The sequence below is a fragment of the Pollutimonas subterranea genome, from assembly GCF_002849655.1.
GTDB classification, from domain to species: domain Bacteria; phylum Pseudomonadota; class Gammaproteobacteria; order Burkholderiales; family Burkholderiaceae_B; genus Pollutimonas; species Pollutimonas subterranea.
Genome location: NZ_PDNW01000001.1, coordinates 56,766 through 78,391 on the forward strand (window position 1 = coordinate 56,766; position 21,626 = coordinate 78,391).

The 21,626-nt window shown below is 57.1% G+C and carries 19 protein-coding genes and 1 tRNA gene; 3 read left to right on the forward strand and 17 right to left on the reverse strand.

What is annotated here, in order from left to right; translation table 11 throughout:
* Positions 1 to 165: 165 nt before the first annotated feature.
* The 12 genes from CR159_RS00270 to nusG all read right to left on the reverse strand — a co-directional run bounded on the left by CR159_RS00270 (position 166) and on the right by nusG (position 14,609).
* Complete coding sequence (locus tag CR159_RS00270; RefSeq protein WP_102072004.1) at positions 166 to 2,205, reverse strand: polysaccharide biosynthesis protein; 2,040 nt, start codon at positions 2,203 to 2,205, stop codon at positions 166 to 168.
* Complete coding sequence (locus CR159_RS00275; protein WP_102072005.1) at positions 2,195 to 3,391, reverse strand: DegT/DnrJ/EryC1/StrS family aminotransferase; 1,197 nt, start codon at positions 3,389 to 3,391, stop codon at positions 2,195 to 2,197. Before CR159_RS00275 ends, CR159_RS00270 begins: the two co-directional genes overlap by 11 nt.
* A 4-nt stretch (positions 3,392 to 3,395) precedes the next feature.
* On the reverse strand, positions 3,396 to 4,055 hold the full coding sequence (locus CR159_RS00280) for an acetyltransferase (protein ID WP_102072006.1): 660 nt from the start codon (positions 4,053 to 4,055) through the stop codon (positions 3,396 to 3,398).
* The gene (locus tag CR159_RS00285; protein ID WP_102072007.1) at positions 4,052 to 4,684 is read right to left on the reverse strand and encodes a sugar transferase; all 633 of its coding nucleotides are present in this window, start codon (positions 4,682 to 4,684) and stop codon (positions 4,052 to 4,054) included. Before CR159_RS00285 ends, CR159_RS00280 begins: the two co-directional genes overlap by 4 nt.
* Positions 4,685 to 4,700: 16 nt before the next feature.
* A complete protein-coding gene (locus CR159_RS00290) occupies positions 4,701 to 5,837 on the reverse strand; it encodes a glycosyltransferase family 4 protein (RefSeq protein ID WP_102072008.1) in 1,137 nt (378 codons plus the stop codon).
* Entirely contained in the window at positions 5,834 to 7,030 is a 1,197-nt protein-coding gene (locus CR159_RS00295; RefSeq protein WP_199173187.1) for a hypothetical protein, read from the reverse strand. Before CR159_RS00295 ends, CR159_RS00290 begins: the two co-directional genes overlap by 4 nt.
* A gap of 99 nt (positions 7,031 to 7,129) precedes the next feature.
* On the reverse strand, positions 7,130 to 8,239 hold the full coding sequence (locus tag CR159_RS00300) for a glycosyltransferase (protein ID WP_102072009.1): 1,110 nt from the start codon (positions 8,237 to 8,239) through the stop codon (positions 7,130 to 7,132).
* A 144-nt stretch (positions 8,240 to 8,383) separates the two neighbouring features.
* A complete protein-coding gene (locus CR159_RS00305) occupies positions 8,384 to 9,859 on the reverse strand; it encodes a lipopolysaccharide biosynthesis protein (protein WP_102072010.1) in 1,476 nt (491 codons plus the stop codon).
* The gene (locus CR159_RS00310) at positions 9,856 to 12,093 is read right to left on the reverse strand and encodes a polysaccharide biosynthesis tyrosine autokinase (protein WP_102072011.1); all 2,238 of its coding nucleotides are present in this window, start codon (positions 12,091 to 12,093) and stop codon (positions 9,856 to 9,858) included. Before CR159_RS00310 ends, CR159_RS00305 begins: the two co-directional genes overlap by 4 nt.
* A gap of 10 nt (positions 12,094 to 12,103) precedes the next feature.
* On the reverse strand, positions 12,104 to 12,547 hold the full coding sequence (locus tag CR159_RS00315) for a low molecular weight protein-tyrosine-phosphatase (RefSeq protein ID WP_102072012.1): 444 nt from the start codon (positions 12,545 to 12,547) through the stop codon (positions 12,104 to 12,106).
* A 10-nt stretch (positions 12,548 to 12,557) separates the two neighbouring features.
* On the reverse strand, positions 12,558 to 13,730 hold the full coding sequence (locus CR159_RS00320) for a polysaccharide biosynthesis/export family protein (RefSeq protein WP_233208113.1): 1,173 nt from the start codon (positions 13,728 to 13,730) through the stop codon (positions 12,558 to 12,560).
* Between the two features lie 240 nt (positions 13,731 to 13,970).
* On the reverse strand, positions 13,971 to 14,609 hold the full coding sequence (gene nusG, locus CR159_RS00325; protein ID WP_102072013.1) for a transcription termination/antitermination protein NusG: 639 nt from the start codon (positions 14,607 to 14,609) through the stop codon (positions 13,971 to 13,973).
* 712 nt (positions 14,610 to 15,321) lie between these two features.
* Here nusG and CR159_RS21495 point away from each other — a divergent pair.
* Entirely contained in the window at positions 15,322 to 15,495 is a 174-nt protein-coding gene (locus CR159_RS21495) for a hypothetical protein (RefSeq protein ID WP_158238473.1), read from the forward strand.
* 84 nt (positions 15,496 to 15,579) lie between these two features.
* Here the strand turns inward: CR159_RS21495 and CR159_RS00335 are convergent.
* Together CR159_RS00335 and CR159_RS00340 are read right to left on the reverse strand one after the other, a co-directional pair.
* A tRNA-Cys gene (locus tag CR159_RS00335) sits at positions 15,580 to 15,653 on the reverse strand.
* A gap of 276 nt (positions 15,654 to 15,929) precedes the next feature.
* The gene (locus tag CR159_RS00340; protein WP_102072015.1) at positions 15,930 to 16,871 is read right to left on the reverse strand and encodes an aldo/keto reductase; all 942 of its coding nucleotides are present in this window, start codon (positions 16,869 to 16,871) and stop codon (positions 15,930 to 15,932) included.
* Positions 16,872 to 17,312: 441 nt separating this feature from the next.
* On the opposite strand from CR159_RS00340, the gene CR159_RS00345 reads away from it, so the two are divergent.
* Positions 17,313 to 18,278 (forward strand): Bug family tripartite tricarboxylate transporter substrate binding protein, encoded by a 966-nt coding sequence (locus CR159_RS00345; protein WP_158238474.1) that lies wholly within the window; start codon positions 17,313 to 17,315, stop codon positions 18,276 to 18,278.
* Positions 18,279 to 18,300: 22 nt separating this feature from the next.
* Positions 18,301 to 19,464 carry a CaiB/BaiF CoA transferase family protein gene (locus CR159_RS00350; protein WP_102072411.1) on the forward strand — a complete coding sequence of 388 codons (1,164 nt, stop codon included), beginning with the start codon at positions 18,301 to 18,303 and terminating at the stop codon, positions 19,462 to 19,464.
* Between the two features lie 23 nt (positions 19,465 to 19,487).
* Here CR159_RS00350 and CR159_RS00355 read toward each other — a convergent pair whose 3' ends face one another.
* From CR159_RS00355 to CR159_RS00365, 3 genes are read right to left on the reverse strand one after another with little or no spacing between them, the layout of a single operon-like run.
* On the reverse strand, positions 19,488 to 20,294 hold the full coding sequence (locus CR159_RS00355) for an enoyl-CoA hydratase-related protein (RefSeq protein ID WP_233208115.1): 807 nt from the start codon (positions 20,292 to 20,294) through the stop codon (positions 19,488 to 19,490).
* Complete coding sequence (locus CR159_RS00360; protein WP_102072018.1) at positions 20,291 to 21,076, reverse strand: enoyl-CoA hydratase/isomerase family protein; 786 nt, start codon at positions 21,074 to 21,076, stop codon at positions 20,291 to 20,293. The genes CR159_RS00355 and CR159_RS00360 overlap by 4 nt, the downstream gene beginning before the upstream one ends.
* Before the next feature lie 42 nt (positions 21,077 to 21,118).
* Positions 21,119 to 21,619, reverse strand: a complete 501-nt coding sequence (locus CR159_RS00365; protein WP_102072019.1) for an FAS1-like dehydratase domain-containing protein — start codon at positions 21,617 to 21,619, stop codon at positions 21,119 to 21,121.
* Positions 21,620 to 21,626 lie beyond the last annotated feature (7 nt).

Here is a 21,626-nt window from a genome sequence, read left to right on the forward strand (position 1 = left end):
ACGGACGAGCGGGGCGATGCTGGTTCGGCGCGCAGGGCGCCGAACCGGGCTCCGCGGGACCGGTTCGGCCCAGCGCCGCACCCGCGACGTCTAAAAGATTAATGACCCGCGACATCTAAAAGACTAAAGGCCGGCAACGTCCCACATCGCTGTCGGCATGACGTATCAGACCCGTTCCGCCGGCTGCCTGCGCCGCTCGTGAATCAGATCCACAATCCCGCCCTCCGGCTTATACCCATCCACCAGCCGAAAAAACAACTCCCGTACTTCCGAGTAATTGTCGTTCTTGATTGCCGCCGACAACTCCGCGAGCGATATCTTCAGCACACCCCAGCCCAGCTGCTTCTCTTGCGCACGCATAATCATCGGGTGCTCAGTCTGCGTCACATTGTCACCGATCAGCAATTCTTCATACAATTTCTCGCCAGGTCGCAGCCCCGTAAACTCGATCGCGATATCGCCATCCAGGTTGCGGGCTGAGCGTACGCTCAGGCCTGACAGCTGCACCATCTTTTCGGCCAGCTGTGCAATTTTCACGGGCTCGCCCATATCCAGCACGAACACATCGCCACCCGAGCCCATCGATCCGGCCTGGATCACCAGTTGTGCTGCTTCGGGTATGGTCATGAAGTAGCGCGTGATGTCCGGGTGAGTCACGGTGACCGGGCCGCCCTTGCGGATCTGCTCGCGAAATAGAGGGATGACCGATCCCGACGAACCCAGGACATTGCCGAAGCGCACCATCGTAAAACGGGTTCTGTTTACGGTGGCGCCGGCGCCAGCGTTGCGCTCGTAAAGAAACGGCATGGACTCGCTGGCGAGCGCCTGGAGTACCAGCTCGGCCAGCCGCTTGGTGCTTCCCATGATGTTGGTCGGGCGCACTGCCTTGTCGGTCGAAATCAGTACAAAATTCTGCACTCCGGCGCGCAACGCGGCCTGCGCGGCGTACAGGGTGCCGAAGGTGTTGTTGACGATCCCTTCGGCGATATTTCGTTCGACCATGGGCACATGCTTGTACGCCGCGGCATGATAGACGGTGTTGACTTTCCATGCGCTCATCACGTCGAACAGGCGGCTCTGGTTGCGCACAGATCCGAGAATGGGAATGATGCGAAGCTTGCGTCCTGAGTTGCGCAAATGTGTTTCAAGCTCGATATGCACGCTGTAGAGGCCGAACTCCGAATGTTCGAAAAGGATCAATGCTTTGGGACTGCTGCGCACGATCTGGCGGCAAAGCTCCGAGCCTATCGACCCTCCGGCCCCCGTGACCATGACTACCTGATCCTTGATGCAGCGCTCGAACAGGTCGGGCCGGGGTTGCACCGGATCGCGCCCGAGCAAGTCATCAATGTCGACCTCGCGCAGTTCCTCGACCTGGACTCGACCGCTGGCCAGGTCCATGAAGCCGGGAATCGTCCGCACGTATACGGGATAGGACGCCAGCATATTGATGATTTCATTGCGCCGCATACGGGATGCGGACGGAATTGCCAGCAGGACCTCGTCCGCGCCGGTGTCCTCCAATAGTTGGCCCAATTCACCGGCGGGATGAACCGTCAGCCCTGCCATGATCCGTCCGCTGAGCTCCGGATTGTCGTCGATGAAGGCCACGGGGATCATCTCGCGGCCGACACGCAAGGCCAGCAGCAATTGATTTCCGGCGGCGCCCGCGCCATAGATAATGACCAGCGGACGCGCATCTTTTCGCTTGCCGTCGTGGCGCCCGGACGGCCGTGTCCGTAAGCTGATGCGGTCGCTGCTGAAATACTGCCTCATGACGACACGCAACCCGCCCACAAACATCAGGCACAGCATCCAGTAGATGATGACGATGGATCGTGGAATGATGGCCGGCGGCTTGCCATAGATGTAAATGGCAATCGCGAGCAGGGCAGTGGCGGCCGTAACGGCTTTGGCTATGGTGGTGAACGCCTGGTTGCCAAAGTAGCGCATCACGGCGCGATAAAGCCCGAACCGTGCGAACAGGGGTATGGCAAGCACAGGCGCCAGTGCGAACAGCCATGCATGTCCGCCCAAGGGTTCTACCTTCGATGCGTCATCAAGCCGTATGAAAAAAGCCAGCCATAGTGCGGTCCAGATGAGAAGTGTATCGGTGAGAATCTGCAGCAAGCACTTCTGGTCGCGGGACAAGGCGAGCAAACGCTCACGCAGGTCAGGAATATGGCTTTTTAGTTCAGGGAACATCGCGTTCACCCGTTGCGGCGGCTTGGAGCATCACGTGCTCCAGCGCCTGGCATGTTTTCTCGATTTCCGATTCGGCGAGTGTTGGGTGCACCAGGAACATCAAGGCCGTTACACCCAGCTCGCGCGCACCGGGCAGGCGCTGGGGCGGACGCCAGCCCGTATCGTCGAAGGCCTTTTCCAGATATACCTCGGAGCAGGATCCCGTGAAGCAGGGCACGCCCATGGCGCTGATTTCGCTTTGTATGCGGTCGCGGCTCCAGCCAGGCGCAAGCTGCGTGGGCTCTACGAAGACATAGCATTTATAGGCCGCATGGCGCATGTCATGCTGCGGAATAGGAACGCGCAAACCGGGAAGCCGGGCGGCGCGTTCCCAGATGCGCTGCGCATTATTCAGGCGTTGGGCTTGCCAGTCCTGCATGCGACGCAATTGGATGCGTCCGATGGCGGCCTGGGTTTCCATCATGCGCCAGTTGGTCCCGAAGCTTTCATGCAGCCAGCGGAATCCCGGCGGATGATCACGCTCGTAAACAGCCTCCCAGCTCTTTCCGTGATCTTTATAAGACCACATTCTTGACCACAGGTCCCGGTTGCGGGTTGTCGCCACGCCGCCTTCACCACCGGTGCTCATGATCTTGTCCTGGCAGAAAGACCAGGCACCGATATGCCCGATGGATCCGACCGGCCTGCCTTTGTACAGCGCTCCATGGGCCTGCGCGCAGTCTTCGATCACATGGAGTCGGTGCTCCGCCGCCAGCGCCATGATCGGGTCCATGTCGCAGGGCCAGCCGGCCAGGTGAACGCAGATGACGGCGCGGGTATTCGGCGTCAGGACGGCTTGTATCGTCTGCGCCGTGATGTTTTGCGAGTCGCGGTCGACGTCGGCGAAGACGGGTGTCGCGCCGGCATTGATAATGCAGGAAACCGATGCCAGGAAGGTACGGGGCGTGACGACGACTTCGTCGCCGGGGCCGATGCCCAGGGCCTTGAGCGCCACGTCCAGCGCGAGCGTACCGTTACTCACCGCGACGGCATGCTCGCAGCCGGCCCACTCGGCAAATTCCTGTTCGAACTTCCGGCATTCCTGGCCTGTCCAGTAATTCACCTTGTTTGACAGGATGACGTCGCGCACAGCGTTGGCTTCTTCCTCGGAAAAAGACGGCCATGCGGCAAAGGAGGTATTCAACATGTTCTTACTTCCTTACAAGAGGCGTGGCCGGGTTGCCCACGACCGTGGTACCGGGGGGTACGCTGCGTGTAACGACGGCGCCCATCCCGACGATGGCGCCGCGACCGATGACCAGGGGTTGATCGGGCTTGCCTTGCTTGATCACGGCGTCGGCCCCGATGTAGGCATGGTCATGAATATGAATGTTGCCGTTGCACTTGACTCCCGGCGCGAAGGTGACGAAGTCGCCGATGATGCAGTCGTGCTCGACATAGCTGTAGAGATTGGCGTGGAAATGCTTGCCGATGCGGATGTTCGAGGTCAAAGTCACAAAAGGGCTTAAAGCGGCGCCTTCTCCCACGGTGACGTCGTCCATCGTGATCACATTGGCGGCGCGCACGCTCCATGGGTGGACCTCGTCGGCGGCACAGCGGCGAGCCAGTGTTTCGCGCACGTTTCCGTTGGCAATGGCCAGAATCGCATAGTGGATGCTGGCCTCGCACTCCAGGAATTCGCCGTAGGTCAGTACGCGATGTCCGTTGATAAGATCCGCTGCGGGGTTGTCGTCGATAAATACCAGCCGTTCCGCGGCTATGCCTTGCTCATGGAGCTGGGCCTTGGCCAGGGGCATGATGCCGCGACCGCAGCCGCTCGCACCGTATACGGCATACAAGGGAGTTTTCATGCTTGGCGCCTTGTCGTTTCAGTTTGTGTTGTTGAAAGCTCCGATCCGGTGAATCGGGAGGTTGTTGCCTCACCTTCCGCGCGGATTCCGTCGCGAAGGACTACTTTTTTCAATGTCATGAATAGAATCTTTATGTCCAGCCACAGCGATTGATGTTCGACATACCAGACGTCGAGCTTGAACTTGTCTTCCCAGCTCAGGGCGTTGCGGCCATTGACCTGGGCCCAGCCGGTTACGCCCGGGCGGACTTCATGTCGCCGGTATTGCTCGGCGTTGTACAAGGGCAGGTATTCCATAAGCAGGGGTCGGGGTCCGACCAGGCTCATGTCGCCCTTAAGCACGTTCCAAAGTTCGGGCAATTCATCCAGGCTGGTGGAACGCAGGAGGCTGCCGAATGCGGTAAGCCGTTGATCGTCAGGCAGCGGTCGTCCGTCCGCATCGACGGCATCGCGCATGGAACGGAACTTGACCATTTCGAAGGGGCGGCCACCCAGTCCAGGTCTCTTCTGGCGAAACAGTACGGGCGAACCCAGTTTTCGTGAGATCTGCCATGCCACGATGCCCATCACGGGCGCGAGCAGCACCAAGGCAGCTGCCGAAACCGTTATATCAAGTAGACGTTTAACCATTCCTATCCTGTTTTCTTCAATTGATGCACGCGACACCCATCTCGCGCAGCATCACTGCGTTGACCTTGTGCACGTCGTATTTCGTTTCCGCAATCTCGCGCGACTGGGCCCCCATGCGTGCGGCCAGCATCGGTTCGTCCAGGAATCGCTGCATGGCCCCGGCCAGGGCGTTGGCTGACCTGACCGGCACCAGCCAGCCATTTACGCCGTCGACCACCGTTTCGCGGCAGCCCGGCGCATCCGTCGTAATGACGGCACGGCCCATGGCCATTGCCTCGAGCACCGTGCGTGGGGTGCCTTCGCGGTAAGAGGGCAGGACGTAGACACTGCATGCCGCTATGGCGGGTCGCACGTCGGCGAGCCGGCCCAGGTAATTCAATGTGCCTTGCCCTGTCCAGACGTCAAGCTCGACCTGCTTGATGGCGTCGGGGTTTTCATCTATCCATCCCACGAGGCTGAACTGGATGTCGGGACGCTTGGCGCGAATGTGCGCCGCGGCGTCTGCATACTCACGCACTCCCTTGTCGCCCAGAAGGCGTGCGATCAAAAGGAAGTGGGGTGAAGGGGGTAGCGCCGCGGGATGGTATTCGGCGACGTTCACGCCGGAGCCATTGACCACGCAGGAGGGCGTGCCGGGTGACAGTATCCCCAGCGTCCGGAACAGGGCTTCATCGTCCGGATTCTGGAAAAAAACCTTTTTGGCCTTGCGCAAGCCGATGGAGTAGAGACCCTGCACCAGGGAACGCAGCAGGCGGCGGGCTTTCCCATCGCCATGCTGGCCTTGAAATGCATAACCGAGGCCGGTAACCAAGGCAAACCGGTGGGGTACGCGGGCGAGCCATGCTGCCAGCGAGCCGTAGATGACGGGCTTGACCGTGTAGCCCATGACGAAGTCAGGTTTTACGGTTCGCATCAGCCGCCATAGATGCAGCATGCATTTAAGGTCGGCCGCTGGATTCATGCCGGTACGGCGCAGTGGAATGTCGTGAATGACCAGTCCTTTTGCCTCCAAGCGCCGGCGCATGGCACTGCCCGCCGGAAGATCCGGTGCCGCGACATGCACCTCCAGGTTCTCGGCTTGGAGCGCTTCGATCAAGGGGCCGCGAAATTGCAGCAAGGAGTCGGGAAAGCCCGCTATCAACAAGAACTTCACGATACGGTCTCTTTTGTCGGAATAATGTGTGACGATGGGCGTGTGGAACGGCGTACCGCCGGCTGGCGCCGCAGCTTGCCCAGCAAGGAGATGAACAGGAAGATCAGCATGGGGGCGAACATCCATTTCTGCCGTACCGAAATGCCCAGGTTGGCGGTGGTCATGGCCAGGATGATCCAGGTCAATAGCGAGTACAGCCACAAAAAGGTCCGGTTGCTCTCCACCGTGTACTTGCCGCGTTTCAACATCTTTATTCCGCCGGCGATGAACAGGAAAAGCAGCACGGCGTTGTCGAGCGAGGCGGCCAGGGCGAAAACGCTCCGGGCTTCAAACGGCAAGGGCCTGAACAGATAGCTGTACAGCTGCAAGGGCAGGCTCATGGAGGCTATGTCGATACTGCTGCCGCCCTGCGTATTGTAGGATTGCCGCTTTTCCACATAGCTCATCAGCTCATCGGTGCCGGCACCTTCGCCGACGCCGGCATAGTTCAAAGCGAACGGAATCATGGCGGCCGTCGCCGCAAGCGCCACGCCGCCTAGCATCAACCGTTGTGGCAAGGGGATCCTGCCCTGAACGACGATAGAAGCAGTCAACGCAATAATCATTGTTCCCGCAATGTGCGGGCGCACCACTAGCATGATGCCTATCGAGCACGCCATTATCAGCATCCTGCGCCTCATGTCCATTGCACACCAAAGCACCAGGCCGGCGGACATGAACGCGAGCGAATCCTTGCCCAGTGCCGCCGTCCAGAAACTGATGGACGGTAGGAAGACGACCATCGTGGCAAAGCGGCGCATCAGCCGGGATTTGTCCGCAGTCGCGGCTCGTAAACTGGCATCGAAGGCCAGCAGGCCTATGCTGCCAAAGATGTTGAACAACAGGCATGCGCCAAGGAACGACAAGTTGAGGCCAGTCACGAAAATCGTGGCGATACTGACGATGGCATCGGTACCGACCGCAAGCATGAATTCGCCGTTGGACGCCTTCAGGTAGTACACCAGGGCGTCGGCGCCGTTGGTGAGGGCGTAAAGTGTATAGACAATACAAAACAGTGAATGCCAGATATAAAGCGCGAAGGCCCGTCGAACCGGTATGCCTAGGCGCTTGCCCACTGAGAGGGAGATAAACAAACCGGCCAGGAATACCAGTAATGTGCTGGCGAGCTGGATTGGCGAATCGATCAAGGACATCGGACTTAGCTTTCCCCGCAAGGGAATAAGTCCAAAATGGACAGACGATGTGGCAGTTTCAGGCCATACATAAAGATCCTTGCATGAGAATTATCAGACTTAACGTGAGCAGTTAGGGGCCAAGACGTTCAGATAGGCGTCGACGGCATGGGTGACGCCGAAGGCTTCCGCTCGTTTCTTTACGTCCGGTGGCGACGCATCGGCGAGTGTTCCGATAATGGCGTTGGCAAGTGCGTCGGCCTCGCCAACGGGGACCAGGCGGCCCCATCGGCCTTGTTCCAGTATTTCTTCCGGACCGCTGGGACAGGCGGTGCTGACGACGGGTGTGCCGCAGGCCATGGCCTCAACAAGTACATTGCCGAAGCCTTCCCTCCGGGATGAAAGGACGAACACCGAGGCATGGTGCATCCAGTTGTACGGGTTTTCCTGAAAGCCGGCCAGCAGTATGTCGGCGCTATAGGGTGAGGCATCTTTAAGCGACTCCAGCAAAAGTCGTTCGCCGCCTTCGCCCAATATGACCAAACGACACTGTGTCGTCTTTCGCAGCTGGTTGAATGCCTTGATCAGCGTGGGAAAGTCCTTTTCTTTGCTAAGGCGCCCGACACCGATGATGACCGGCGGCTCGCCGTCAGCGAACCAAGGGTGATCAATCGCGACGCGGCTTTTGATTGCTAGCTCGTCAATCTCAATCGGATTGTGACGTGTACTGACAGCATCGCGCGCGTAACCCAGTGTCGCCGCAAGGTCGTCGGCCACGCCATCGGACACCGCCACGATTGCATCGGCACTGCGGTACGAAATTTTCATCAGCCAAGGCAGCACTTTTGAAATAAGGCCGGAGGTATCGGCCATGGCTTGCGACAAGTTGGCATGCTCGGAAAGGACCAAGCGCGTATTGCTGCGCGATAGCACGCGCGCCCATACAGCAACAACGTTGACATAATTCATGGCAGAGAGCATTGCGGCGGGTCGCTCGCGTCTGAGGTATTCCGCCAGCGCGAAAAAGCTGGTCAACACGCGTTTGCCCTTCAGGTCGACCACTCTGACCCTAGGATCAACTTGCGAACGATAGAAGCCGACATCTTTGATTAACACGAGGTCTACTGGGATCCCCCGTCGAGCAAGCCCATTGGCTAGTGACACGATAACGCGCTCGGCGCCACCGCCGTGCAGGGATGGGATGAACAATGCGATCTTATTTGAGGTCAATTCAACCGCCCGTAGTGGTATGAAGTCTTTTTTTAGACTGGCCCTGATAGCACCAAGCGGCAACGGCGTAAAATAATGCTTTGCCCATTCTTGTATCCTTTTTTCGTCTCACGTTCAGTAACCGGTGTTCTTGCATTGGCCTGCTCAGGCCTGTGTTCCGGGGGCTCGCCTGCGCGATATGCTGGACCGGACGGTTGTAAGTTTCTTCTTAATCAGTGCATAGCCTTCGATATTGGCAAGGTGGCCGATGCCGATATAGAGCACTGAAAAGACAAGGCCGCCGGTCAGAGCCGACCATGCGGCCGACATGTCCAGGGCGTCCAATAGAGACCAGCTGGCAAACGCGGCAACGCTTGCGGCGATCAGAGGCTTGAGCAGGTCTTGGATTTGTTCGGCCAGGCGATAGTCGATCAAGGCGGTCGAGTAATACATATACGGTGCCGAGGACAGCACGACTGCAATGATTTGGCCAATCAGTATGCCTACGATGCCGTAAGGTACCGAAGCCGCCAGCAATACGAGGTGCAGGCTTTTCTTCACCAGACCCAGGTACAGGATTAGGTCCGTGCGCCCTTTGACTTTAAGCATGTTGACGTTGACGGTATGGATAGGCAATAGAACTCCTGCGAGGCACAGCAACTGCAAGTAGGGCACGGCGGGTCGCCAGCGGTCGTTGAAGGCGACTTCGAATAGTGGCTGCGCCAGCACGGCAACGGCCAGGAGTCCAGGCGTAACCACGAAGAACACCAACTGGATGACGAGGCGGTACATTCTCTTCAAATCGGTGTTGTCGTCCTGGATGCGCGCCATGGCGGGATAGGTCGCTTGCTGAACAGCGCCATTGGCCTGATCAACGATCAGGTCACGGATGCGCTTGGCAAAGTAGTACAGGCCGGTGGTCTCCGGACTAAACAACTTGCCTATCACCAGGATGTAGGAGTTTTCGTAGAGCACATTCAGTGTGCTTTCCAGCATCAGCTTGGAGCCGAATCCGAACATGTATTTGAACGAGGCAACGCTGAAGGAAAGGCTGGGACGCCATGTGCTCAATAGCCAAAGCATTCCCGTGGACACCAACGCCGATACGGTAAATTGGGCAACCAGACTCCAAACGCCAAAGCCCGCGTAGGCTAGCGCGACCGCTACCAGGCCGGCGCACACGGTAGCCGTCGAGTTAACACGCATCAGGGACCTGAAGTCCATGTCCCGGTACAGCAGCGCCAGTTGCACTACTTTCAGCGAATTGATGAAAAGTACTAGTCCGGTGACGCGTATCAGGTTGGTCAATTCCAGTTGCTCGTAGAGACCGGCGACCCAGGGCGCCATCAGATACACCAACAGATAGGTAAGAAAACTGAGCGCGAGGTTGGTAAAGAATGCGGTCGAGAGATCGAGCGGCGTAATGTCTTTCTGCCGGATAATGCATTGGCCGAAGCCCGATGTCATCAGGGCGTCGGCCAATGCATAGCAAATGATGATCATGGCCATCAGTCCGAATGCTTCTGGGGCCAGGAACTTTGCCAGGAAAAGCGTAAAAATGACGGAGGCCCCCCGGCTCACCAACATATTAGCCAAGTTCCAAATAATGGCTATTCCGATTTTGCTGTTCAAGCTGGTCACGACGTTGGGCCTTCGGCCTCGTACTCGTAATTGGTGTATCGGTAGTTCCCGTATTTGGAACCGTAGCGGCGGGTACTGACCGTCTGATCATTGAAGATGACACCCTTGACGTGTGTGCCCGCCTGCAACAGACGCTTGGAGGACTCCTCCAGTTCGGCCAAGGTGCTGACGCCGGCGCGTGCCAGCAGGAAGACTGTTCCCGCATGGGGTGTCAAGGCCATGGCGTCCGAAACGGCCAGCACGGGACTGGTGTCCAGCAATACCACGTCGTAATTGGCCGAGAGGTCGCGCAATATGGCCACGATTGTGGGCGACATCAAAAGCTCCGCCGGGTTTGGAGGTAGTACCCCGGTGGTCAGCAGGTCGACGTTGGGTACAACATTCTTGTGCAATACCTCATTTAGCGACAGGCTTCCGGCAATTAGCTCGCTGAGGCCATTGCGGCGCTCAAGTCCAAAATACTGATTGATGTAGCCCTTGCGCAAGTCGGCGTCGATCAGCAGCACGCGTTTATTTGCTGCCCCGAGTACCGTGGCAAAGTTGACGCTCGTAAAAGATTTTCCGATGCTGGGAGTGGGTCCCGTGAACAACACAATGTTATTAACGGCGTCCAGCATGGCGAACTGCAGGGCGGTCCTCAAGCTGCGCAGGCTTTCGACAGCGGGGTCTTTAGGCGATATCTGGGCGAGAACATGGTTGCCCGCGACGCGCTCCGAAACAAGCTTGTGCAGATTGGACTGAGGCATTGAATGCGGGACGGTGGCGAACACATGCATGCCCAGCGCCGCCTCGATATCGCTTGGATCCTTGATGCCGGGACGCATCATGTTGCGCAGTAAGGCCATGCCTACACCCAGTAGAAGGCCGAACAGCGCGGCGACGGTCAGAATCATGGTTCTGTTCGGCTTGATGGGGGTTTGCGGTACTACGGCGGTATCTACGACGCGTACATTGCCGACTTTGCCTTCCTTGACCAGTCTCAGCTGCTGAGCGCTGTTGAGCAGGTTCACATAGAGTTCACCATTTACCTTCACATCGCGGGTGAGGTTGAGCAACTGCTGTTCCAGGTCGGGCAATTGCTTGATCTGTCCGGTGATTTGGCCAATTTCTTTCTTGACTGCGGCAATCTGCTGATCAATGAGCCGTACGTTGGGGTGCGCATCGGTGTATCGCGCCGTCAGCTCACGCCGCTCTTGCTCCATCTCGAACAACTTCGTCTGCAAACCCACCGAGGCGTGCAGGGACAGCGTACCTTCGGTGCCTAGATCGAATGTTTCATGCGTGTCGCGGAACTGGGTGTATTTGTCCGCCGCCTCGTCCATCTTTCTTTTCAGTTCCGGCAAAAAGTCATCCAGGAAGGCCAGCGACTTTTCCGCCTCGGCCGCTTTTCGCTCTACATTCTGGCGCACGTAGGCCGATCCCACCGCATTCAGAATGCGGGTGATCCGGGCCGGATCCGTGCCTGCCAGGGTGAGCGACAACACGCCTGACTGTTTGCCTTTTTCAGTAATGAGCAGGCCGCCTTGCAAGCCGTTTATCATGGCCAGCCTGGAGCGGCGCTGCACCGTGAACTCGGCGCCGGGTTTGCCGTCCAGTTTGTTGACCAGTATGCGTCCGGCTTCGCCGGCGAACTCGAAGTCGGCAGATATACCCACTTTGCCGTCGACCAGCTTCTGTCCTTCCGTATCCAGCAATTCGTAGCCTTCCGCTGTTGCGCGCACCGTCAGGCTTTTCCCTTCCAGCGGCGCGGGCGCATCCAGATGTCCCAGGCGTATTGCCTCGGTTCCCGATACATAGCCGCCAAAACCCATGAAGCCGGGATCGGACAAGGAGCTGGCGCGCGCTGCCAGCCATGCGCCTACGAAGGGAAGGTAGTGCGGGGTGGCGCTGATATACAGTTGGAGGTTGTCCACGGCCTGGCCTACCACGAGGCGCGACCTGAGTATCTCGATCTCCGCGGATGCGGGCGATTGCACGTCGAAAAGCGTGGTCATTTCGCTTAATAGATTGCTGCTGGTTCCCTGGCTTTGTTCAACCTGGATCAGGCTGTCTGCCTGATACACCGGTTGACTCAGGAAAGCGTAGATCCCTCCAAGAACCACGGTGACGGCCGCCACGGAAATAATCAGCCAGCGAGCCTCCAGAACCACGTCAAGCAGGCCAAGAAAGTCAATGTCGTCCTTGTCGCGGAGTTCGGATAGGCCAGGGGAGGCGTTGTCGATAGGTGTGGTCATTCAGTATCTCTTAACTCAGTAGCCTGATGCGGTTGGCCCAAAAATCGACGCCGTGCTCGATTGCCGAATGGGCGGCCTCGAATGCAGTTCTTGGTTGCCGGTAAGGGTCGGCGATCTGGAAGGCCTTGTCCCGGCCAATGTTGCCAAGACAGTGGATCTTTCCGCGTGCCAGCGGGTACTGGCTCTCCAGTTCCTGCCGGTGGCCGTCTTCCATGACCAGCACGAGGTCGGCGTTGGCGCACATCCAGCTGGTCAATTGCTGAGCGCGGTGGGCTGATATGTCCAGTCCATGCTCCGCAGCGATTGCGCAGGCCAGCGGGTCAGCCGGCTTGCCGACCAGCGCCGACAGTCCTGCTGACCAGATGTTCTTGCCGGGAAGCTGCGCCTGGAGCAGGGCTTCGGCGACGGGGCTGCGGCAAATATTGCCGACGCAGACGAGAAGAATGTTGTCCATAAAGCGCAACCTACTTGGTGGTGTTTCGCGTGTTGATAAGCAGGCTGTCATAGCTCGGTATCAAGTGGCCGATCACGCGGTGCCAGCGAACAACGGGCGCGGCGTCAATGAAGACCACATCGCGCGCCTTCAGCTGGAAGTCGTTTGCCAGCATGAATGCCGACGGCGATGCGGCATCCAGGTGATAAATTTCCGCCTTCTCTTCGGCGTTCTTTTCATGCGGAACCTTGCGTATGACATATATTTGGCCCGCATCGGCAGTAAGCGGGCTTGCGCCGCCGGCTTCCCCTAGCGCCTCGGTCAGCGAGAGGCGGCCATCCTGCATTTGCAGCGCGCGAGGCGTCGAGACTTCGCCCAGAACAAAGATCTTGGATTCGTTCCTGCTCACGACACGAAGCAGGTCGCCATGCGCCAGCATGATGCGGTTGGGGTTGACGCCCAGGCGTGTAAGCTGGGGAAGATTGATTTCTATCGACTTGTTCTTGCGGGTCAGAATGAGCGTTGACCGGTCCGCCTCGGGCGTGAACCCGCCGGCGCGATTGATGGCCTCGGGCAAGGTCATGGGAATGTCGTCCATGGTTTGCAATCCGGGAATACGTATTTCGCCGTCTATATAGACTCGATCATGGCGATATGCCTGCATGCGCACCGTAAGTTGCGGATCCTTGATGTACTTGGAAATGCGCTTTGTAAGGAGATCACGTGCCTGGTTTTCCGTCAGGCCGGCAATCTTGACCGGGCCGACGAAGGGGAACTGGATCGTGCCATCCGGATTCACGTTATAGCCATTACCCACGTCGGCCTGGCTGGATGAGCCTGTGCTGCGGTTCGACGTGGCCGGCGTAAGTGCCATTTCAGGATGGCCCCAGACCACGATGTTGACGATATCTCCCGGACCGATCGTGTAGGATTTCCCGGCACCGAATAATCGCCTTACTTCTGCCTTGACGTCTTTTGCCAGCGCCTGCCGCTGTTGCACGATGAGTTCGCCGGTTATCGATGTGAGAGCGCCCGCCGGTGCGGCGTCGGCTTCTATCGCGGCTTTGTCATCCACCGGATCGCCCATATACATGCCCGGGGAAAGTGCGCATGCCGAGAGCAGGACGGTTAGCCCCATCATCGAACCCAACTTTGCGCAACGTGCGCGGAAACCAGATACCTGGCTTGAAGGCGATACTTTCATCGAATGAACTTTAAAAAACATGGATTTAAAACGGCCAGGCAGGCTACCGCAGTGTTTTTTGCCATAACAGGCAAGAAACACATGCAGGTGCGACCCCTTGTTCCGATATACGGCGGTGAGAGCACGCCTGTCTCGCGGTCCCGGGGGAGGCGATACGCATGACTTTCTCAACAACACAAGGCTGTACTGGCCGATGTTGCTAGGGGGCCAGTGTTGGAGCGATCAGGCAGCAGTACAGAGCTATACAAGCTCCAACTGGCTGTGTGTCACTTTGAGTGTTTTATGTCGCCCCAGGATGTGCATCAGCAGCACAACGCGCTTGGCTCCTACCGCATGAACGACACCTTCTATCCCTTCCAGGGCGGTGTCACGCAAACGCACGCGGCGCCCTGGCTGGAAAGGGCTGATGCTGGCGATGTCAGCGTCATTGCGTTGTGCTTCGAGCTCCCGGATGGTTTGCACCACATTGGGTGGGACCACCGCCAACTCAGTGCCGAATGTCACCAGGCCATGGACGCCACGGCTTGATCGAGCTGCTGCGATTGATTGTTTCTGGTTGGCTGGCTTGAAGAACAAATAGCGGGGAAACATGGGTTCATAGGCGATGGATGACCCGGCAGGCTCAGGAGGACATCGCGGAGCTTCTTGCTTCGCATTCTGATCGCTGCCCGACCGCAGCGCCTGTTTCTTGATTACCTTGAATAGAGGCAGGTACGTTTCGAAGTCTTGACGTTGCAGGTTGAGCTCTGCTACTGACTCTTGCCGGGGCTTGGTATACACGACATACCAACTGGCGCTCTGGTCCTGAAGTGGCGTTGCTCGGGCAACGGTCGCCTGGGGGAAGTCGTCTGTAGGATGTCTGTCCTGTTTACAAAGCAATTCGCATCCGTCCTATTCAAGCGCTACGCATCGGCTGCACGAGCGACAACTGTTTAGTGACGTTGCACTTTATCAGAGCAGTTTGGAGCCCCTGTAACAAACCGCGTATGTTTACGACGGAACACTATTGCCGTGATGCGGTTGAAAAATAGGCGTATATGAGGTAATAAGACGTGCTTATTACGGTTGCATGAAAAGTTCGGTACACCGGGGGGCGGAATTTACAATTGATCAGATCGTGCCGGATGCCCGTTCGGATTGGTGCAGCCTTTGGTTATCTATAGGATAAACGGCCTAGTGACACTACATTTCGACGCGCGGGAATACCATAAAAGTAACTGCGAGTATGTGTTGTTATTGAATTAGGCTACTGTATGTGACAATTTCAAGGTATGATTACTGGTCGAATGACCTGGTCAGCGGTTAGCCAATCTACCGATACTGTAGCTTCTTGTTGTTCTATATTGGTATAAACCCGACTGTTTGGCTACAGCTTCCATATGATCCGTAGTCATTATGCCGTGTCGCTTCATGGCGTTACGTGTCCATTTGCCCCCTTTTCCCAATAGCGCTTACGGCGGAATATTCCATGATCAGTTCCAAACTCGATTTCGCATACAAGGCTCGATGGCGAGCCACTTGTTTTCAAACGAGAGATCGCATGGTCGCCCGGACGCTACATATAATTTTCCATTTTCTCGCTGGCGTAGCCTTGGTTGTTTTTCTTCTTCCCGAGGGCGCTGCGATTGTCCTGGGCAGTCTCGCGCTGGTAGTCGCCATGAAAGCGCTGTATGACTATGTCGATACGGGTGCGGTCAAGCTGGGATGTGCCTTGGCGATGGTGGCAGGAGGGGTGATTTCGGTGGGAGTTTCGCAATTCATGTAGTTGCGAAGCCCGTGCCGCGTACGGCGAATAAAAAACCTGCCTGGCCTTTGCCGTGCAGGTTTTTTTTGGTGCTGGCTGATGTTTTGGAGGCGCAACTCGGAATCGAACCGGGGTGGACGGATTTGCAATCCGCTGCATGACCACTCTGCCATTGCGCCATTTTGAACAACATTTTTAATACGCGGTGGTAACCAACGCACTGCATAAAGCAGCAACTATGCCCCGCTGAATCCGAGAGTATACGATATTCTTTGATGGCGTGTCGGCGGCACATGGAGATCTCAACATACACCATTCCAGGTTATCGTCGCAGCTCCTGTCTGCTAAATAGAAATGTCCGGTTCAATGGAGTCTTGCAGGCAATGGCGGCTATGACGAGTAATACTGCTGCGATTAGCGGCAAGTGCCACCTTTTCGGCCCCTAAGCTTGTTCCTTAATGGCTCGCTGCATCGAGTTTGGTCATCCACGCTTCAGGTATGACAACATTGACCGCATCGAGCAGCTCATCAAGTTGCTCGATGCTTGTTGCGCTGACGATGGGGGCTGTGACGCCGCGGCGCGCCATGAGCCACGCCAGGGCGACCTGTGCCGGCTTGGCTTGCAAGGCTGTAGAGGCGGTGAGTAGTCCTTGCAGAACCCGTTGGCCGCGCTCATCAAAATAGCGCTTAAGGAACTGAGCCCTGGGACGGCCGCCGAGATCTTCAATCCGCAAATACTTGCCCGTCAGAAATCCACTGGCCAGCGCAAAGTAGCTGACCACGCCGAGTGCATTTTCCTCTGCAAGATCTGCCAGGTCAGTTTCGAAACCAGCCCGATCGTACAGGTTGTACTCGGGCTGTAGAACTTCATAGCGTGGCAGTCCCATTTTCTCTGAGGTGGTCAATGCTTGCCTGGTGCGCTCGGCAGAATAATTGGAGGCTCCAAGCGCACGGACCTTTCCCTTCTCCACCAATCGTCCGAACGCGCCCAGGGTTTCCTCTAAAGGAATGTCCTGGTCATCGATGTGGGCGAAATAAACATCCAGGTAGTCCGTACGCAGCCGTCTGAGGGAGTCGTCAACAGCGGCCTCGATGTTGACGGCTGACAGACCTTTGCGGTGCTCAAGCATGCCGACTTTGCTCATCAAGATGATGTCATCTCGGCGGCCGCGCCGAGCCAGCCATAGTCCCAATATATCTTCAGACTCACCCCCGGAATATCCGGGTGCGAACGCCGAGTACACATCCGCCGTGTCGACCGTATTGAAGCCACGTTCAACGCAGTGGTCCAGCAGTTCGAAGGATCGTTTCGTGTCGGCGGTCCAGCCCAGGACATTGCCGCCAAAAACAATGGGGGCAATGTTTATACCAGATTGACCTAACTGTCTTTTTTGCATGATTTCCTTGGCTTGCTTCGCTTTCGCTGTACATGATCCCTGCTATGTCTGGCGCAGGCCGATGCAGGACTAACTAGAGTACAACATTAAGCCTATAACGATTCGGTGCATTGACCAAAGGCGTGGGGCATCTCAAGGGCCGGATCCCGTGCGGGGAGTCACGCCACAATGCCCGATGATCTTTGGCAGATATGCCATATCAAAACGAAATTAGAATAAAATAAATAAAAATATATGTCTATTTATCAAAAATACCCTATGTAAATAAGGGAAAATTTCCTTTTTGTGGAAATGTAAAAACCGAAATTATAGTTGACGTAATGGTCTTTAGTTGTCTATCCTTGGCATATTAAAACAACACTATGAACAGGAGGCGACATGGCAATGGACCGGCTGCTTGGAAAAGCTAATAGATTTATCGGCGGTGATTGGGCCCTTTTTATGCGAACAGTAGTGCTGGGCGTAGTCTTCAGCCTATCTTCGGTGCCGGAAGCATCCGCCAAGGCAGGCGAATATCCCGACAAACCCATACGTCTGATCGTGCCCTATGCCACAGGTGGCGCCACGGACGTAACGGCGCGTGTGTTGGCAAGTGAAATGTCGGAAAAACTGGGTCAGCAAGTCGTTGTGGAAAACAGGCCCGGTGTAGCGGGCGCTATTGGCGCCGCGTATGTAGCCGGTCAGCCGGCCGATGGATACACGTTGCTGTTTGGAGGCGCTGGTAATGTGACGCTGCGGCCGTTGATGGATCCCAATCTTTCCTATAAGCCAGAGCGCGATCTGGCGACGGTCAATCACGTCGTGACATATGACCACCTCTTGGTCGTGCGCGCCGATCTTGGTGTGAACTCGGTAGCTGAACTGGTGCAGATGGCAAAGTCGAATCCGGGCAAAATGACGTTCGGTTCCTCCGGTAGTGGTGGGCCTCAGCATCTCGCCATGGAGTTGTTCAAGCAAATGGCCGGCGTAGACATCATGCATGTGCCATACAAGGGCGAAGCCCCGGCGGCGACGGACTTGGCAGGAGGGCGGATTGATATGAGCATCAGTTCAGCCACTGCGGTCGCCTCGTACATCGCTGCCGGACGAGTCAAGGCGCTGGCAACGACCAACCAGTATCCATCACCCGCGTTTCCCGATCTTCCGACGGTGTCGGAAGCGGGAGTCAAAGGGTACGAGGTCGACATCTACGGCGGTGTGATGGCGCCTGCCGGGACTCCTCCCGCAATCATTGGCCAGCTCAACAAGGTCATTGTCGAGATTCTTACCTCACCGGAGATCCAGGAAAGGTTTCACAACGCCAAGCTGATCCCCGTAGGGCGCGGCCCGGCCGAGTTTGCTGAATTTCTCAGTAAGGAACGAGAGAAGTGGGGGCCGGTAATCAAAAGTTCCGGGGCGCAGTTGTAGTGGCGAACGGTTGGGCGGCGTGATGGAAACTCAAGGCGCTTCACCTTTTGGCCCTCTGGCGGGAATACGGGTGGTGGACATGACCACAGTAGGAATGGGTCCCTATGCCACTCAGATTCTTGGCGATATGGGCGCAGAGGTGATCAAAATTGAGCCACCGGCGGGCGATGTCCTACGCTATACGGAGCCGGTGCGTAATGTGGGAATGAGTGCCTGCTTCCTGAATCTGAATCGAAACAAGCAATTTCTGGTTCTGGATATCAAGTGTGATGATGATCTCGCTCATCTGAAAGCGCTCATCGCTGATGCTGACGTGTTCATATCCAATGTCCGGCCCGTGTCGATGCGTCGGTACGGCTTGGATTACGAGTCCCTGCAGGCGATCAACCCGCGGCTCATTTACTGTGGCGCATACGGCTATTCTGAAGCCGGGCCATATGCCGGCTTACCGGCGTTCGACGATATCATTCAGGCCAAGAGCGGCATGGCGCACTTCCAGGGAGCGAACGGCGGGCGGGGGCCGCAATACGTGAAGACGATTATGGTCGACAAAATCGTTGGTCTGACGGCGGCATATGTGATCCCGATGGCCCTATACGAAAGAGAGCGTTCGGGGCTGGGGCAGGCAATCGAAGTGCCGATGTTTGAAACAATGGTGTCGTTCCTTGCGGTCGAGCACCTGGCGGGAAAGACGTTCGTATCAGACGGTGGTCCTTCCGGTTATCCCCGCGTCATGTCCGGGCATCGGAAGCCGTATGGCACGAAGGATGGACATATTGCCTTAATGCCGTATACGACTGCGCAGTGGGTGCGCTTCTTTATCGTCTCCGGGCGGGAAGACTTGACGCGAGAGCCCAAATACATTGACGCCGCTGCGCGAAACGCGAATATTGACGAACTTTATGCTGTGGTGGGGGATATTCTCGGCGGAAAATCAACGGCGGACTGGCTCGTCTTGCTGGCCAAGGCCGATATCCCGCATAGCGAGGTATTGACGTTCGACGCGCTGCTGGATGATCCTCACATACAGGCCACGAACACTTTATTTGAATACGATCATCCAACGCAAGGACGCTTGCGCGCTGCGGGCATTCCTACGCGATTTTCCCGGACGCCGGGCGGAATACGCTCGTGGCCAAGCGAGCTACCCGCGCATCGGCATGATGATGAGAGCAACGGGGGCTAAATCGTGGTGGGTGCGGTGCCCCGTTAAGGCTGCCTGTTCTGAAGACGGTGGATCAGGTTGTTGACGGCTGTAATGTGCTCTTCCGAGGCATGGGCGATAGCCTGCAGCGCCGCAGCCATGTCCAGGTGGTCGGAAAGGTTGGTGCGTTCTGCGCTGCGTAGCAAACGCTTGGACATACGTATGGCGTCCCTCGGATGACGACCGATCTTTTCTGCAAGCGCCAGTGCGCTCTCTAGTAGTGTCTCGGGTTTTGCCACCTGCGATACCAGTCCGCAGCGCATGGCATCGGCGGCGTCGATGGGGCTGGCAGTGAGCGTCAGGGCCATCGCGGTGGATCGCCCGACGAGGCGCGGAAGGATCCAGGAGCCGCCGTCGCCTGACACGATACCGAGTTCAGCGAAGCTTACACAGAACGTGGCATTTGACGATGCGATGCGAATGTCGCACATGCAGGCAAGGTCGCATCCCGCACCGTAGGCGGCACCATTGACGGCTGCAATTGTAGGAATATCGATATCGTTGAGCGCAAGGGGCACCTGATGAATGGTCTCCTTGTAACGCATTCGGACCTCTTGAGGCGTTCCAGCCGAGAATCCCTCCCGGTTCGCCATCTTGTGCAAGTCTCCGCCTGCGCAGAAGGCCTTGCCTTTCCCGGTAATGATCAATGCGCGCGCGCTGGGGTCAAGATTGGCTTGCCGGATTTTCTCGGCCAATTCCAGGAACTGGCTTTCGGTTGACAGCCGGTTCAATTCTTCCGGCCGGTTCAGCCAAAGGATAATCGTGTCACCGCGTCTTTCAGTGTGTACAAGGCCATCAGTGTCCTGCGTCACGCGCCGCTCCATCGAGGAGCGCGTTTTTCTGCAAAGGCGCGCGGGCCTTCTATGGCATCTTGGCTGCTATATACGCGTTCATGAATGCGTTTGGCCTCCTCGAATCCGTCCTTGCAGCCGAGGTTCATGGCGGCGGCTATGCTCTGCTTGGCCGCCCATACCGTCAGCGGGGCGTTGTCACGTATGCTTTTGGCGAGGCCGCGGGCGCGTTCACGTACCGCGTTGGGCGTGGCTTCAACATGATTGATGAAGCCAAACTCGTGGAAGCGTTCGATGGGCTGCAATTCGCCCGACATCATGAGTTCCATCAAGAATGGCTGGGGCAGCATCCAAAGCATGGGTACAGCCCAAGGTGCTCCCCGTCCCACCTTCGCTTCGGATATGCCGCCGAGTGTGCCCTCGACCCCGATACGCAGGTCGCAGTTGGCCGCCAGCACCATGCCGCCTGCGGTGAAATGCCCGGTCATGGCTGCAATGATGGGTTTTTCCACGGCGCGCATGCGCTGGTGGAAAGGGTCGCGCAACAGGTCCAGGATATCTACATTGGATTCGGCCTTGACCCGTGATGCTTCCTTAAGGTCCATGCCGGCGCAAAACGTGCCGCAGTCCGAGGAGGTGAGGATCGCCACGCGAATATTATGATCCGCATCGACTTGCTCCCACAGATCGAGCAAGCGATTGCCGACTTCGATGGAAAGTGCATTGCGTTGTCTGGGACGGTTGATGGTAATAGTGGCAATGCCATCGTCGACATCAAAAATTACCGTATCGGTTTGACCCATGGGTTTTGCTCCAATTGTCGTCTGTTCTTCTGGCGAGGGACTTTATTGTTGTTGTGGGCGGCTCTTCACCATGCGTAGCGGGTTGTAGGTCGCCACGACCACGCCGCGTTGGTTGATGACTTTGTTGGCGGTGCGTAGAAGGCCTCGCCCCTCTTTGCTGGTTGCCCGGGCTTCCACCACTTCGCATTCCACATGGATGGTATCGCCGGCTGTGGTGGGGCCGTGGATCTTGAGATCTGCCTCGAGAAATGCCATCCCTGTGCGCTGCATCGTGCTCTGCATCAATAGGCCTTCAGCGATACAGAATACGAGTGAGCCGGGGGCTGGACGGGACCCGATGACCGAAACCTCGGAGACATACTCTACGTTGGTGAACATTTCTTCGACCATGCCTGTGGCCCCTACAAACATCGTGATGTCGGCCTCCGTGATGGTGCGTCCCAACGTTCGAAAGCGATAGCCGATTTCGACATCGTCCCAGTAGATGCCGATACCGAATATATCTAGACCATTTTTGTCTTTTGAGATGGGTTGGTATTTCATATGGATG